The 15,033-nt window shown below is 71.2% G+C and carries 14 protein-coding genes; 6 read left to right on the top strand and 8 right to left on the bottom strand.

Translation table 11 applies throughout. The annotated features are described in order from the left end of the window. Nucleotides 1–1,702 (top strand): catalase/peroxidase HPI (gene katG, locus ABT116_RS04025; protein WP_351627426.1); only part of this gene is annotated, 1,702 nt, incomplete at its 5' end. A gap of 165 nt (nt 1,703–1,867) precedes the next feature. Further along, nucleotides 1,868–2,653 (top strand): carbonic anhydrase, encoded by a 786-nt coding sequence (locus ABT116_RS04020; protein ID WP_351627423.1) that lies wholly within the window; start codon nt 1,868–1,870, stop codon nt 2,651–2,653. Between the two features lie 50 nt (nt 2,654–2,703). Here the strand turns inward: ABT116_RS04020 and ABT116_RS04015 are convergent, their stop codons facing one another. Further along, nucleotides 2,704–4,095 carry a Tat pathway signal sequence domain protein gene (locus ABT116_RS04015; RefSeq protein ID WP_351627421.1) on the bottom strand — a complete coding sequence of 464 codons (1,392 nt, stop codon included), beginning with the start codon at nt 4,093–4,095 and terminating at the stop codon, nt 2,704–2,706. 116 nt (nt 4,096–4,211) lie between these two features. After that, nucleotides 4,212–5,930, bottom strand: a complete 1,719-nt coding sequence (locus tag ABT116_RS04010; protein WP_351627418.1) for a VanW family protein — start codon at nt 5,928–5,930, stop codon at nt 4,212–4,214. Between the two features lie 216 nt (nt 5,931–6,146). Here ABT116_RS04010 and ABT116_RS04005 point away from each other — a divergent pair, with 216 nt between their 5' ends. The 3 genes from ABT116_RS04005 to ABT116_RS03995 all read left to right on the top strand — a co-directional run bounded on the left by ABT116_RS04005 (nt 6,147) and on the right by ABT116_RS03995 (nt 9,183). Further along, a complete protein-coding gene (locus ABT116_RS04005; protein WP_351627415.1) occupies nt 6,147–7,412 on the top strand; it encodes a glycosyltransferase family 4 protein in 1,266 nt (421 codons plus the stop codon). A gap of 107 nt (nt 7,413–7,519) precedes the next feature. Then, entirely contained in the window at nt 7,520–8,332 is an 813-nt protein-coding gene (locus tag ABT116_RS04000) for a transferase (RefSeq protein WP_351627435.1), read from the top strand. A gap of 191 nt (nt 8,333–8,523) precedes the next feature. Then, complete coding sequence (locus ABT116_RS03995) at nt 8,524–9,183, top strand: YceI family protein (protein WP_351627412.1); 660 nt, start codon at nt 8,524–8,526, stop codon at nt 9,181–9,183. A gap of 15 nt (nt 9,184–9,198) precedes the next feature. On the opposite strand, the gene ABT116_RS03990 is transcribed toward ABT116_RS03995, so the two are convergent. From ABT116_RS03990 to ABT116_RS03965, 6 genes are all read right to left on the bottom strand, one after another. Continuing rightward, on the bottom strand, nt 9,199–9,696 hold the full coding sequence (locus ABT116_RS03990; RefSeq protein ID WP_351627410.1) for a molybdenum cofactor biosysynthesis protein: 498 nt from the start codon (nt 9,694–9,696) through the stop codon (nt 9,199–9,201). A 38-nt stretch (nt 9,697–9,734) separates the two neighbouring features. Beyond that, nucleotides 9,735–10,745 carry an MASE1 domain-containing protein gene (locus ABT116_RS03985; protein ID WP_351627407.1) on the bottom strand — a complete coding sequence of 337 codons (1,011 nt, stop codon included), beginning with the start codon at nt 10,743–10,745 and terminating at the stop codon, nt 9,735–9,737. Nucleotides 10,746–10,796: 51 nt separating this feature from the next. Beyond that, nucleotides 10,797–11,627 carry a PP2C family protein-serine/threonine phosphatase gene (locus tag ABT116_RS03980; RefSeq protein WP_351627405.1) on the bottom strand — a complete coding sequence of 277 codons (831 nt, stop codon included), beginning with the start codon at nt 11,625–11,627 and terminating at the stop codon, nt 10,797–10,799. Between the two features lie 124 nt (nt 11,628–11,751). Continuing rightward, complete coding sequence (locus tag ABT116_RS03975) at nt 11,752–12,555, bottom strand: DUF817 domain-containing protein (protein ID WP_351627402.1); 804 nt, start codon at nt 12,553–12,555, stop codon at nt 11,752–11,754. Between the two features lie 27 nt (nt 12,556–12,582). Then, nucleotides 12,583–13,197 carry a hypothetical protein gene (locus ABT116_RS03970; RefSeq protein ID WP_351627399.1) on the bottom strand — a complete coding sequence of 205 codons (615 nt, stop codon included), beginning with the start codon at nt 13,195–13,197 and terminating at the stop codon, nt 12,583–12,585. Nucleotides 13,198–13,216: 19 nt separating this feature from the next. Next, nucleotides 13,217–14,215, bottom strand: coding sequence for an inorganic phosphate transporter (locus ABT116_RS03965; RefSeq protein ID WP_351627396.1), 999 nt, complete (start codon nt 14,213–14,215; stop codon nt 13,217–13,219). A gap of 138 nt (nt 14,216–14,353) precedes the next feature. Here ABT116_RS03965 and ABT116_RS03960 point away from each other — a divergent pair, with 138 nt between their 5' ends. After that, complete coding sequence (locus ABT116_RS03960; protein WP_351627393.1) at nt 14,354–14,953, top strand: DUF998 domain-containing protein; 600 nt, start codon at nt 14,354–14,356, stop codon at nt 14,951–14,953. Nucleotides 14,954–15,033 lie beyond the last annotated feature (80 nt).

Here is a 15,033-nt window from a genome sequence, read left to right as displayed (position 1 = left end):
GTGCGGCTTGGGGGGCTCCCGGAAGAATGTCTGTCCCGGACGGGGACACGAGGCACCTCGCCATGGTGGGGTCGGGTGCAGACTTGAGATTAACAGGCTCGACGACAAGCGCTACACGGGCGACCGCGAGCTGGAGAACCCGCTCGGCGCCGTCCAGATGGGCCTCATCTACGTCAACCCCGAGGGCCCGAACGGCAACCCGGACCCGCTCGCCGCGGCCCGCGACATCCGTGAGACGTTCCGCCGCATGGCGATGAACGACGAGGAGACCGTCGCCCTGATCGCCGGCGGCCACACCTTCGGCAAGACCCACGGTGCCGGCCCCGCCGACAACGTCGGCGCCGACCCCGAGGCCGCCTCCATGGAGGAGCAGGGCCTGGGCTGGCGCAGCACCTACGGCACCGGCAAGGGCGGCGACACCATCACCTCCGGCCTGGAGGTCACCTGGACGAGCACGCCCACCCAGTGGAGCAACGGCTTCTTCAAGAACCTCTTCGAGTTCGAGTACGAGCTCGAGCAGAGCCCGGCCGGCGCCAACCAGTGGGTGGCCAAGGACGCCCCGGAGATCGTCCCGGACGCGCACGACTCCTCGAAGAAGCACCGCCCGAAGATGCTCACCACGGACCTGGCGCTGCGCTTCGACCCGATCTACGAGCCCATCTCCCGCCGGTTCTACGAGAACCCGCAGGAGTTCGCGGACGCCTTCGCCCGCGCCTGGTTCAAGCTGACCCACCGTGACATGGGCCCGAAGTCGCTGTACCTCGGCCCCGAGGTCCCGGCGGAGACCCTGCTGTGGCAGGACCCGCTGCCGGAGGCCCAGGGCGAGACCATCGACGACGGTGACATCGCCACCCTCAAGACCAAGCTCCTCGAGTCGGGCCTGTCCGTCTCGCAGCTGGTGTCCACCGCCTGGGCCTCGGCGTCCACCTTCCGCGGCAGCGACAAGCGCGGCGGCGCCAACGGCGCCCGCATCCGCCTGGAGCCGCAGCGCGGCTGGGAGGTCAACGAGCCCGACGAGCTGGCGCAGGTCCTGCGGGTCCTCGAGGGCATCCAGCAGGACTTCAACGCCGGCGCCGGCGCCAAGAAGGTCTCCTTGGCCGACCTGATCGTCCTCGGCGGCACCGCCGCGGTCGAGAAGGCCGCCAAGGAAGCCGGCTTCCAGGTGGAGGTCCCCTTCGCCGCGGGCCGTGTGGACGCGACGGAGGAGCACACCGATGCCGAGTCGTTCGAGGCGCTGGAGCCGACCGCCGACGGGTTCCGCAACTACCACGGCAAGGGCAACCGCCTGCCGGCCGAATTCCTGCTGCTCGACCGTGCCAACCTGCTCACCCTGAGCGCTCCCGAGATGACCGTCCTGGTCGGTGGCCTGCGGGTGCTGGGCGCCAACTACCAGCAGTCCCAGCTCGGCGCCTTCACCAAGACGCCCGGCTCGCTGACCAACGACTTCTTCGTCAACCTGCTCGACCTGGGCATCGAGTGGAAGTCGACGACCGAGGACCAGACCACGTTCGAGGGCCGCGACGCCGCCACGGGCGAGGTCAAGTGGGCCGGCTCCCGCGCCGACCTGGTCTTCGGCTCGAACTCCGAGCTGCGCGCGCTGGCCGAGGTCTACGCGAGCGACGACGCGAAGGAGAAGTTCGTCAACGACTTCGTCGCGGCGTGGGTCAAGGTCATGAACCTGGACCGGTTCGACCTGGTCTGATCACCTCCGCATGACAGGACGCCCGGGCCGGCAGGCCCGGGCGTCCTGCCGGTTGCCTGAGGGATCGTCAAAAGGCGTTCAAGGTAAGAACATCACTTACCCAACTCTCACCATGAAAACGGCAAGGACGGCGGCCGTCCGCGCATTCGGGCATACGTTCTGCCCGTGAACTCACATGCCACCTCCCACAGAGGCACCGGCCCTGAACCGCACCCCTTCGCCGGTTCACGGCCCTCCGCCGGCGGCACCGTCCGCCGGACTCTTCTGCGCACCGCGCTGACCGGGGCCGCGGCCCTGGGTGCGGGTCTCGGCGCCGCGCGCCCGGCCACCGCCGCGCCCGCCGGCTCCGGACCCGCGGAGCCACGACCCGGCACCCCGGACGAGGCCCTGCGGGAACTGGCCGCGGGCAACCGCCGCTGGCGCGCCTTCCGGGAACGCCACCCGCACGAGAACCCCGCCGTCCGGCGGACGTTGGCCGCCGCGCAGCACCCCTTCGCGGTCGTGCTCGGCTGCATCGACTCGCGAGTCCCCCCGGAACTGGTCTTCGACCAGGGCCTGGGCGACCTGATGACCGTGCGTACCGCCGGCGAGGTCCTCGACGAGGCCGTGCTCGGCAGCGTCGCCTACGGGGTCCTGGAGCTCGGCATACCGCTGGTCGTCGTCCTCGGCCACCAGTCGTGCGGGGCGGTGCGTGCCGCCGTGTCGGCGGAGCAGTCGGGAGAGCGACTGCCCGCCCACATGCAGTACCTCGTCGACGCGATAAGCCCCGCCATAGACCACGGCCAGGAAGGGGACGCCCGGATCGACGCGACCGTGAGCGCCAACGTCCGGCTCGTGCGCTCCCGGCTGGCCGCGGAACCCGAACTCGCAGCCAGGATCGGCACCGGCAAGCTGGCGATCGTCGGCGCCCGCTACGAGCTCACGACCCAGGCGGTTCACCGCCTCGCCTGAGGGACAGCCGGCCCGGTCCGCCGCACACGAGAGCGGACCGGGCTGTTCCGTCACACCCGGAGCGGATTGAACCGGGCCGCGGCCATCAGGTACCAGGCCGTCGCCCCGGTGTGCCGGTACGGGTAGTAACCGAAGCCGAAACCCGTGTCCAGCGGACTGCTGGCGGACACGACTCCACTGCGCTCGGGCAGAGCCCTGCCCCCGACGGTCTGGCCGTCGCCCAGGAGATCCTGCGCCCGCTCGATCGAGGCGAGCAGACGCCGGGCGCCCGCCTCGTCACCACGGGCTCCGCGATCGCGCAGGGCGAGCGCGAGATGCGCCGTCCCCTCGAACCACACCCCGTTGCGGTCGGGCCTCGGCTGACCGTCGGCGATCGGGGCGCCCTCGTTCGCGAGGAGACTCGCGGAACTGAAGGTGACCCCCTCGTACGACTGCCCCGTGGGCACCGTGCTGTTCGTGCGCCCGGAGTGGTCAAGGACGGCCAGCTCGGCCGCGGCCCAGTCCAGCGAACGGGAGTGACGGCGGGAGTCCAGCGCGAGGTGCGTCCAGGTCTGCGTGTCCTCCGGAACCGGGGACTCGTTGACCGTCACACCGTCGTTCGTGCCGGTGTAGAAGAAGCCCCCGGACGGCTCCCACATCCGGCGCACGAACGCCTCGGCCCGCCCGCGCCGCTCCAGCCACACCCGGTCGCCGGTCAGCCGGGCGAGCCGGCCGAACAGGCAGACCAGGTCGGTGTTGTGCTCGGTCGAGGTGAACGGCAGCTTCTGATTCGCCCCGTCCACCCCGAACTTGTAGCCACCGAGGGGCTCGTCGGTGCGGCCGGTCCGTTCGATCCACTCGCCGATGCGTACGGCACCCTCGAGGAAGCGGCGCGCCCCGGTACGGCGGGCCAGGGCGCCCAGCGCGATGCCCGCCCAGGCCATGTCGCCCACGGCCGTTCCGGTGAAGCCGAACTGCGTTCCGACGTTGGCGGTGCCGTCGGCCCGTACCAAGCCGTCGGGCTGGAGCGAGCCGTCGTAGAAGGTGTACGGCCCGACGTTGTAGGCCTGCCGGAGCCTGCCGTCGTCGTACGCCGGGTCGTGACGCTGGGCGTACAGCAGGGCGTCGCCCAGTGCCTCTGCCCGGGTCAGGCCGGCCGGGGTCCGGACCGCGAGGTGGGCCAGGAGCGCGAGGGCGTTGTCGTAGGTGAACGCGGTGCTGAACAGTCCGGCCTGGTCGGTGTAGCTCTGGGTCAGACGGAAGTCGCCGTGGTCGGGGTAGGCATCCATGGCGGCGGCGAGAAAGGCGTGCCCCCGGGCCGGGGCCGATGCGGGGCCGGACCCGGTGGAGCCGGCCGCGAAGGCCTGCCCCGAGGCGGCGGCGGTGAGCCCTGCGGCACTGATGCCGAGTCCGGCACCGATGAGTGAACGCCGGCTGAGCGCCGGGCCTTGTCTGCCATTCATGGATCTCCCTTGAGAGCGCTCTCAACCGATGGGCGCTTATTGTGCTGGCGCTCCGCGGCCGGGTCAACGCTTCCTCCGGGAGGGAGAGTTGCGGAGGTGGGCGACCGGGGGGTGGATCACTCGCAGACGATCTCGTCACGCGGCGTGTAGTGCGTGCGGTACGGCTCCCGCTTCACTTCCCGGCCGTCGTCGTAGAACACCCGCTCCACAGTGACGTCGAACCCTTCGAGCGGTGTCTGCGGCACGCACTCCTTGTCGTCGCTCACCTTCTTCTCCGGCTGCTTCACCTCGGTGCGCGGACCCGTGACGGACTTGATCTCGTCGTACTTGCGGGTGCCGAGGAAGGAGACGGTGACGGAGGTGTCGGTGGACTCCGCCTGGATGTAGATGGCCTTGCCGGAGTCGTTGGTGAACCGCAGGTCCAGGCTGCCCCAGGCGACCGTCGCCTCGCGGCCCTCCGGGTAGCGCTCGATGTAGAACGAGTGCGCTCCGTGCTCCACGGGCTTGACGCCGGCGAAGAACAGCGCGTTGTACACGGTCGTCGCCACGGACGAGACCCCGCCGCCGGAGGCCTTGGTGAACTTGTCGTCGAGGATGATGATGCCGTCCATGAAGCCGTTGGCCTCGGTGCGCTCACCGACGGTCCGGTTGAAGCTCCAGGTCTCGTCCGGCTCGACGACGGAGCCGTTGATGAGCTCCACGGCCCGGCCTATGTTCTTCGTGCGGTACTCGGCCCGTTCGAAGTGGACGGTGAACGAGGACATCTTCTCCGTCAGCCCCAGCCGCGCGGCGTTCTCGCGGGTCACCTCCGGCTGGGTCCGGCGTACCTCCACCTCGCCGCTGCGGCCGGTGCCCGACTCGGTGAGCAGGGGCAGTACGGCCTTCCCCAGGGCCTTGTCCGTGACCGACCGGCCCACCGTGGCGTCCTGGACCACCACGGCCTTGTCGCCCTCCGGCCGCAGCTTCGCGTTCTGGGCGGTCGTGGTGATGGCGTCCAGCGGGCCGGCCACGGCGGGCTCGGCGCGCAGGCCCTTCGCGTCGAGCTCCGGTCCCAGCCTGCCGCTGCTGTCCGGCCGCATGGTCAGATGCTCGCCCAGCGCGTCCGGGCCGACGGCGAACCGCTTGCCGGCCGCGGTGAGCGTGACGGGGCCCGACATGGCCGGTTCCGCGAAGGTGCGCACCGCCCGCCGCACCTCGTCGGCGGTGACCTTCGGCCGGGTCTCGCGGGCGGGCAGGGGAGTGGCCGTACCGGTGTCGCCCCGCAGGAAGGAGTCGCGCAGGGGCCCGACCGCGGCGTTCACCTCCAGGGCGTACCCCGTCCGTGGTGCGACCGTCTTCACACGCCCGTCGTCGAAGCTCACGGCACCGTCCCTGACCTTCTGGTCGAGCCCTTCCGCCAGGTGCCCGAGGGCCTCCCGGGCCTTGCCCTCGTCGAGGTGCACGACCGGTTCGATGTCCCCGCCCGTGCGGAAGAACCCGCCGAACACGCTGACCGGATCGGCGCCGGTGCGGGCCGCCCGGTCGACGGTCTCCTGGACGTCGTAGGAGAGCCCCGCACGCTCCGGATCGACCCTGGCGGTGCGGTCACCGACCTTCACGGGCAGCTCCCGGGCGCCGGCCGCACCCAGCGCCCGTTCCAGCCTCGCCACCGCCTGCACGCGACTCAGCCCTCCGATGTCCACCCCGCGCACGGTCGTGCCGGAGTCGATCTGGCCGCCCGTGAGGAGCAGCCCCGCGAGATACAGACCGCCGACCCCCACGGCCAGCGCGCCACCGGCCAGGGCGACGGGCGGGAGGGAGGTGATGCGTGGGACGAAGGCTGTACGGGGGCGCATGGGTCTCCTGAAGATCGATACGAGGGTGCACCCGAGGACGCGACGATGCGCGGGCAAACACATCAAGCTATCCACACATCAGGGGCAAACCGATATGGCCCAGACCACTTATGTCCGAGATCATTCCGCAATCGGCGATCCGGCCCGGCGGCCGGGCACGGCCACAGAGTGGTAACGACGAACAACGAACGGGGCGTTGACACGGTCTAGGCCACCATGAAGATCTCTTTCCTGATCCACAACGCCTACGGGATCGGAGGCACGATCACCACCACGTTCAACCTGGCCGGGGCCCTGGCCGAGCGGCATGACGTGGAGATCGTCTCCGCTTTACGTCACCGGGAACGCCCCAACCTCGTCCTGGACCCACGGGTGCGGCTGCGAGCGCTGGTGGACCTGCGCAAGGAGGCGGACGATCCGCTGCACCGGAGACCGGCGAAGGTGTTCCCGCCCGCCGAGTACCGCCACCACCAGTACAGCGAGCTGACCGACCGGCGCATCGGCGAGTGCCTCGAAGCGCTCGACGCCGACGTCGTCATCGGCACCCGGCCGGGTCTCAACGTGCACATCGCTCGCCAGGCTCCGCAGCACGTCCTGCGCGTCGGCCAGGAGCACCTCACGCTCGACAACCACTCGCCGCGGCTGCGCACCGCCCTGCGCCGCGCCTACCGCCGACTCGACGTGATCACCACCGTCACGGAAGCGGACGCCGCCGCCTACCGGCGCAAGATGTGGCTGCCCGGCGTCCACGTGGAGGCCCTCCCCAACAGCGTCCCCGACCCTGCCCTGCCTCCCGCGGACAGCACGGCCAAGGTGGTGATCGCCGCGGGCCGTCTGGTGCCGGTCAAGCGCTACGACCTCCTCATCGAGGCCTTCGCCCAGGTCGCCGCGGCGCACCCGGACTGGCAGCTGCGCATCTACGGCAAGGGCGAGCAGCAGGCCGACCTGCGCCGTCTCATCGAGCGGCTCGGGCTGTGGAACAACGTGTTCCTGATGGGGGCCGCGACTCCCATGGAGGCCGAGTGGGCCAAGGGGTCGATCGGCGCGGCCGCGTCCAACTTCGAGCCGTTCGGCATGACCATCGTCGAGGCGATGCGCTGCGGGCTGCCCGTCGTCAGCACCGATTGCCCCTACGGTCCCGGTGAGATCATCGAGGACGGAACCGACGGCCGGCTCGTACCGGTCGGGGACCGGGACGCGCTCGCGGCGGCCCTGCTGGAACTCGTCGGCGACGACGAGCGGCGTCGCCGCATGAGCCGAGCAGCCCTGGACAACGCGCGCCGCTTCGCCCCCGGTCCCGTCGTCGCGCAGGCCGAACGCCTGCTGGAGACCGCCGCCGCGGCCAGGGGCACCGGCCGCACGGCCACCCCGCATGGCCACCGCACCCAGAGCCCCCTGGCCGGCCGGGGTCACGCGGCCCGCGACGCCGCCCACGCCGCTGCCGCCGGCGTACTGCGCTCGATACGGAAGGGACGCCGATGAGCACCCCGGAAGACAAGCTGACCACCCCGCACGAGGGCATGACGCCGGGAGCGTCGCACGGGGGCACGATGCCGACCGCGTCGTGCGAGGGCGCACCGGCGAGCACGATGCCGAGCCCGCAGCACGACACCCATCTGCGGGCGGACTGCACGATCGACACCGATGGCCGGATCACCTTCCGACTGCCGCCGATCTCCGGCGCAGACCCCCGGCTGCTCCTGCGGCTGCGTCCCAAGAAGGGCCTGCCCGAGACGACCCTCCACGTCCTCGAGCTGGAGACGGACCGGGCCGACGGCCACCGGAACGCCGTACTGGAACCGCGCCCGGTCCTCGACGAGGGCCGCTGGGACGTGTACCTGCTGCCGGAACCCGGCGCCGAGCGCCGACGCCTGCGCCCCGGCCTGCGGGACCTGCGCACCCTCGTCGACGGCCACCTGCGCGACCGCCCCTCGCCGGTCGCGGTCCGGATCCCGTACGCCACGAAGGACGGCTTCCTCGCCCTGAGGGCATGGCGGCGCACCGCCCACGCGGAGGCCCGCGGCATCGACCTCACGGGCCGCACCATGACGATCACGGCCCGCCTGCACGGTGCCGAGCTCCACGAGGACGCCACCGTGCGTCTGCGCCTGCGAGGCACCGACACCGTACGCACCCTCGCCCCCCGGCTCGACGACGACGGCAGGGGCTTCTCCTTCACCGCCGGTCCCGGGGACCTGACGGGCGACGGCGGGGGAGCGACCCGGATCTGGGACGTCTTCGTCCGTCCCACCGCCGGCGCACGGCCCGTCCGGGTGGGCCGGCTGCTCGACGACGTGGCGGACCGCAAGCACGTGTACGTCTACCCGCCGGTCGAGGCGGACGGAACCGCTCTTCGCCCTTACTACACCGTCGACAACGACCTCGCGATAGAGGCGACGTAAGACCGATTCGCCGAAATGCCCGAAATGAAAATCCGTGGAGTTTCGGATGGTCGTTTCGGTGATGCGCCGCGGCAGCCGTGTGTGGATTTTGTGCAAAGCGGCGGCAAAAGGGGGGCAGGGGTACGTTCTCAACAGCCGCAAAACGGAAGGGGACTTGCGGCTATAACCAAACTCAAGTACCTAGATGAATCATGAACCTGTTCAACCGCGTTGTGCCGTCCCGCCGGCAGGCACCGCTCCCCCCACAGCGCCCCACCGGCGCACCGGCATCCTCCACTGCCGTGCTGCCGGACCCTCACCTGGCGAATCTGTCCGGTGAATGGGTCGTCGACCCCGCGCACAGCAGGATCGGCTTCTCCGTCCGGCATGCCATGGTGACCACCGTGCGCGGTTGTTTCCTGGAGTACGAAAGTCGCCTCTACTTCGACGCGTACGACCCCGCACGGTCACGGGCCGACATCACTCTGTTCACCGCCAGCGTCGACACCGGTGTGGAACAGCGGGATGCGCATCTGGTGGGCCGTGACTTCCTCGACGCCGCGACCTATCCGCATATGCGCTTCACCAGCACGGCGGTGGAGCAGGCGGGCGCCGACCTGTTCAGCATGTCCGGCGAGCTGACCATCAAAGGCGTCTCCCGCCCGGTGGTGCTCGACATGACGTACATCGGAAATGTCACCGACCCCTTCGGCTACGACCGGGTCGGCTTCGACGGCACCACCACGATCAACCGCTCGGACTGGGGTCTGACCTACAACAGCAGGCTGGCCGAGGGCGGCGCGATGGTGAGCGAGAAGGTGCGCCTGCAGCTCGACATCGCTGCCATCCGCACGCCACCGTCGGGCGGCTGACCGCCCCGGAGCGCTTCAGGACCCCGCGTCGGCCCCGGCCACGACCCGGAACGTGGCCGGGCCGAGCGTGAGCACCCCGTCGCTCAGCGGCGTGCACCGCACACCGCCACGGCCACTCAGGGCGCGCTGCGCGCCCGGGCCGATGGTCACATCCATCCAGGCACAGGGCCGCGCGGGACGCTTCACGGCGAACGTCACCGGCCCGGTACCGCAGTCGAGTGAGATCGTCGCACCGACGAAGGAGTCGATGTCGACGCCCCTGAGCAGGATGTTCCGCCGGGTGTGCCGCAGATCGGCGCAGGCCGGGAGGCTTTCGGAGGCCATGATGGTCACCGCCGCGTTCCGGTGGGCGGGCCGGGCGTAGTAGCGGTCGCCGACCAGCCCCAGCTCACGGCGTACCTCCACCCGGGTGACGCGCTCGTCGGACGGGCCGGGGGAGGGCCCGTCGGACGGCCGCCCGGCCAGCCGGTGCGCGGGTGAGACCAGCAGCTGCAGCACCTCGACCTGGGTCATGACGCCCAGCCTAGGCCCCGGGATCAGCGGGTCGGCAGTCACTCCTCCGGCCGTCGCCCGAGCCCGCCGTCGTCCACGGGTGCCCGGCCGTCCGCCGTCTCGAACGCGGTGAGGTGCTCCAGTACCTCGACCAGTTCCTGGCAGGCGCGCTCCACGGAACGCCGTGTGTAGATCTGCTCGGCGATCACCGCCGAGAGGATCAGGGCCGTGAGCGCCATGGCCCCGTTGAAGGCCTGCAGCTTCATCATCACCTCGACCCGGCTGAGCCGTTCGAACGGCCCGACCCGGTCGGTCGCCGCCACCGTGGTCATGACCGAGGCGAACAGAGCGCACAGCAGGCTGCCCGCCAGCTGGAACCGCAGAGCGGCCCAGATCAGCAGGGGATAGACGAGGAACAGCAGACTGACCGAGCTGTGCGCGGCCACCGGCACGAGACAACAGGCGATGACCGCCAGCCCCGCGGCCTCCTTCCAGCGCGACAGGGGCAGCGGGAGGCGCACGCGGGACAGCAGGAGCAGCATCGGCGTGACGATGAGCACGCCCATCGCGTCCCCGACCCACCAGGCCAGCCACACCGCCCAGAAGCCGGGCCACTCGAGGCGGTCCGTGGCGATCAGGATGCCGGCGCCCGTGGTCGAGCTGATCAGCATGGCGGTGAAGGCGCCCAGGAACACCAGGGCGAGACCGTCCCGCAGCCGTGCGAGGTCGGTGCGGAAACCGGCCCGCCGCAGCAGCAGATACCCGGCCACGGGTGCGGCCGTGTTGCCCGCCAGGACGCAGAGAGCCGAGGGCGTCAGGGAGGTGAGGGACAGGATGACGAAGAAGGCACCCAGGGCGATCCCGGGCCAGCAGCGCAGTCCCAGGATCAGCAGGCAGGCCACGGAGACGCCGGTGGGGGGCCAGATGGGCGTGACGACCGCGCCCTCGACGACCAGTTCCCGCAACAGACCCAATTGCGCGGACACGTAGTAGCAGGCGGCGACGGCCGACGTCTGCAGAGCGACGACGACCGGCGTACGCAGATCCCGGCTACCCACCACAGCAGCCATGAGACACCGGGGCCGACGCCTCGGCGAGGCGGGCGCGGGCGTCGTGCCGCCCTATGGCTGAGCGTCCGGCCCGTCGAGACCGACCACCAGGACGGCGGCATCGTCGTCGTGCCCCACGCGCTCGGCGCCCTTGATCACGGCGGCCGCGAGCGCGTCCACGTCCATGCCCGCCACGGCCGCGATGCCCGCGAGCCGTGTCACCTGGTCGAGGCCCTCCTCCAGCCGCATGGACGGCCCCTCCACGACACCGTCCGTGAGCAGGACGAACACGCCGCCCGTCGTGAGCTCGTACCGGGTCACCGGGTAGCGCGTCCCGGCCTGCACCCCGAGGGGCGGCCCGCCCTCGTCCTCGGTGAGGCCGGACTTCCCTTCCGCTGTGGCCCAGACACAGGGCAGATGCCCGGCCCGGGCGCTCTCCAGCACCCCGGCGCACGGGTCGAGCCGCATGAACGTGCAGGTGGCGAAGAGGTCGGAGCCCAGGGACAACAGCAGATCGTTGGTCCGGGCCAGTACCTCACCCGGATCGCCGGTGACCGACGCCAGTGCCCGCAGCCCGGCCCGCACCTGCCCCATGAAGGCCGCGGCCTCGATGTTGTGGCCCTGGACGTCGCCGATGGACAGGCCGATCCGGCCGTCGCCCAGGGTGAAGGCGTCGTACCAGTCGCCGCCCACGTTGAGGCCCCGGTACGCGGGCGCGTACCGCACGGCCAGGTGCAGTCGGCGGGCCATGGGCAGGTCCCGCGGCAACATGCCGCGCTGCAGCGCGATCGCCAGCTCGACCCGGGACCGCTGCATCTCGGCCTGCGCACGCGCCTGAGCCGTCAGGGCCCCGAGCCTGGTCAGCAGCTCGTCGCCGTCGTCCGTCGTGCCGGTGCGGGACATGGTTCACTCCGGCGAGGATGGCCACGGTGGGTGACGACCCGCGAAGGCAAATCACCCAATTTACGTCCATAGGATGATACTCAGGCGAACGCCTCCACGACGACTTCACGGCGTCCGGCAGTCCTCAGCCCCCTTCCGGCGAAGCCCCGGAATCCGTACGCCGCCCCACTGCCGCCAGCACGAACGTCACGCTGATGAGCAACGCCCAGGCTCCGAACTTCTCCACCCCCACCGGCTCCCAGCCGTGCTCCTGATACGGGTACCGCCACGTGCCGGCCAAGGTCGCCAGATTCTCCGCCACCCACAGGAAGAACCCGATCAGCACGAACGACAACGCCAGCGGCATCCGCAGGCGCGCCCCGCGCACCGTGAACCGCACCGATGTCCCCAGCGTCACGGCAACGAGCAGCCCGGCCAGCGCCCAGCGCATGTCGGGCAGCCAGTGATGGGTGAAGAAGTTGACGTATATGGCCGCGGCGACCACGGCGGTCGCACGCGGCCGGTAGCGCACGAGCCCCAGATCGAACAGATGCCAGGCCCGGCAGACGTAGCTGCCCACCGCCGCGTACAGGAACCCGCCGTACAGCGGAACACCGGCGAACTTCAGCACGGCCGGTTCCGGGTAGCTCCACGAGCCGAGCGACACCTTCACCAGTTCGAAGGCCAGGCCGATGACATGGCAGACCGTGATGACGGCGACGTCCCGCCCGTTCTCCCAGCCGCGCGCCCAGAACACCAGCGTGAGCAGCACGCCGTAGACGACCAGCACGTCGTAACGTGCCACGGGCAGGTCGGGCAGCAGCGCGGAGACGGCCACGCCGGACAGCAGGGCGAGGGCGAAGGCGCAGGCACGCGTCTGGGTCCAGGCGAAGGCGAGCAGCCGGCGAACCGGTGCGGCCGAGGGGCCGGTGATGTCGGCGGGGATCATGGTGGCCTGTAGGACGGCCCCTCGTGCCTAACGGTTGCAGGGAACCTCCCTGCCCGGAGCCCGGTCGTCCGGGTCCTCCCGTGCCTGCGCCACGGCCTGCCGCAACAGCCCGGACAGCCGCCGCTCGGCGTCCGGGGCGGCGCACAGCACCCGCACGGCGTGTTCCAAGTGCCGACGCCCCGGCCCGCGCCACCACAGCAGATCGGCGATCCGGGCCGCCGCGCCTCCCGCCGACACGTAGCTGAGTCTCGCCGCCCTCCGGCGGCACGCCCGGCTGTACCGGGCCAGAGGCCGCGACGCGGGGCGCACCAGGCGTGCCGCGTCCACGACCGTGCCGACCAGCAGCGGTGCGTAGTCACGGCCCGAGGGGTGGGCGTCCGCGAGGTCGGCGGCCAGCGGCCACAAGGCGTACCGGGCGCCGTCACCGACGCTGTCGTTGACCACCCGGGCCAGGGCCGCGAGCGCCGGATGCGTCCCGGCCGGGCTGTCGGTGAAGCGGGCGGAGGCCAGCAGGGCTGCGGCCTCCATCAGGCACGCCCCGTCGTCCGGGTGCAGATGGGCGAAGCGCCCGGGCAGCGGAAGGCCGTCCGGGGCCCGGGCGGGGGGCTCCACGGACCGCGGACGGCCGGGAAGAGCGGTCATGGACGGCCTCCGGCTGTGCTCACAGAGGGGTGACGGCGTGCAGGAAGAGGTAGAGCGCCGCGGCCGGGATCCCCGCGCCGGGAAAGGTGAGGATCCAGGCGGTGCCGATCGAACGGGCCACCTGCCAGCGTACGGCGGAGAAGCGCCGGGTGGCACCGGAACCCAGAATGGCGGCGGTGATGGTCTGCGTGGTGGAGATCGGCGCCTTCACCAGGAACGCGGTCGTGTAGAGGACGGCCGCGGCAGCGGTCTCGGCGGCGAAACCGCGCGGCGGATCGAGGTGCACGATGCGCCGCCCCAGAGTCGTGATGATGCGACGCCCGCCGCTGTACGTACCGGCCGCCATGGCGGCCGCCACGGCGGCGATCACCCACACCGGCACCGAGAAGTCGTCCTGCCAGCCGGCCGTGACCAGCGCCAGCACGATGACCCCCATGGTCTTCTGCGCGTCCTGCAACCCGTGCCCCAGACCCATGGCGGCGGCGGAGACGGTCTGCGCCATACGGAATCGCCGCATGGTGCGCCGGGGTGCCGAACGCCGGAACACCCACAGGATGCCCGTGTGCAAGAGGTATCCCAGCACCACGCCGACCAGCGGGGACAGCAGCATCGGCAGGACGACCTTGTCCAGGATGCCCGACCAGTGCACCGTGGCGGACGCGGCGAGCGCGGCACCGACCAGCCCGCCGATCAGGGCGTGCGAGGACGAGGTGGGCAGCCCGCGCCACCAGGTGAAGACGTTCCACCCGATGGCGCCCAGGAGCGCGCACAGGACGAGCAGCAGCCCGGAGGTCGCCTCGGGCGCCCCGATGATGCCGCTGCCGACGGTCTGGGCTACCCCCGTTCCCAGGAAGGCGCCGCAGAAGTTCATCACCGCGGCCATGACCAGCGCCACGCGGGGCGTCAGGGCCCTGGTGGAGATCGAGGTGGCGATCGCGTTCGCGGCGTCGTGGAAGCCGTTGGTGAAGTCGAACGTCAGACCCACGATGATGATCAGCACCACGAGAGTGAGCTCCATGCCCGATCACCTTTCGACGCCCGGCCGCACGGTTCCATCCTGCGCTTCCCGGGCGGAGCGGGCCGTGCGACTACGCCACGTGAGGCGGCCCGCGGGACGGAACCGGAGGACACGGATGTCCGGCTTTACGGTGTCCCGATGCGATCTGTACCTACATGGGCGCTGGTGTCGTCGGGGTGCGCCCCGGTCTTCCTGATCACGGGCTGGCTGATGGCGGCATCGCTGCAAGGCCGCCCCTACGACCCGGCCGCCCAGACGATCAGCGTCCTGGCGGCTCCCGGAAACTCGGGATCCTGGGTGATGACGGCGGCGTTCGTCGCCCTGGGGTTCTGCCACCTGCTGACGGCCTGGGGCCTGCGCCCGGCCGCGACCGCGGGGCGGATGGCCTTGGCGGCCGGAGGCGTGTCGGCGCTGGCGGTGGCCGTGTTCCCGGCGCCGAGCAGCGGCGGTTCGCTGAGCCACGGTTCGGTGGCCGCCGTGGGATTCGCCGTCCTGGCGGCATGGCCCGTGCTGGCCGCCCGGGCCGGTACCGCCGTGCCGTGGGCCCTGCGCCCCTTCCCCTCCCTGGGGGCGACCGCGGTCATGGCGGCCGGCGCGGCCTGGTTCCTGATCGAGCTGCACCTCCATGGCGTGGCCGGTGTCGCCGAGCGCGCCGTGACGACCCTCCAGTCGGTCTGGCCCTTCGTGGTCGTCGTCTCCTGCCTGCGCGGATCCCTGCACGACGGGTGCCCGAGCTGACCGAGCGCTCCCGATGTGTTGACAGGTACGGACCAAAGCGCAACTCTGAGAGCGCTCTCAGAATCGGCCGAACGTCGAAC

Origin of the sequence: Streptomyces sp. NPDC002130 (assembly GCF_040296465.1) — a bacterium.
Taxonomy (GTDB): Bacteria; Actinomycetota; Actinomycetes; order Streptomycetales; family Streptomycetaceae; genus Streptomyces.
The sequence above is the reverse complement of the archived record's forward strand: the minus strand, read 5'-3'. Positions and strand labels throughout refer to the sequence as shown.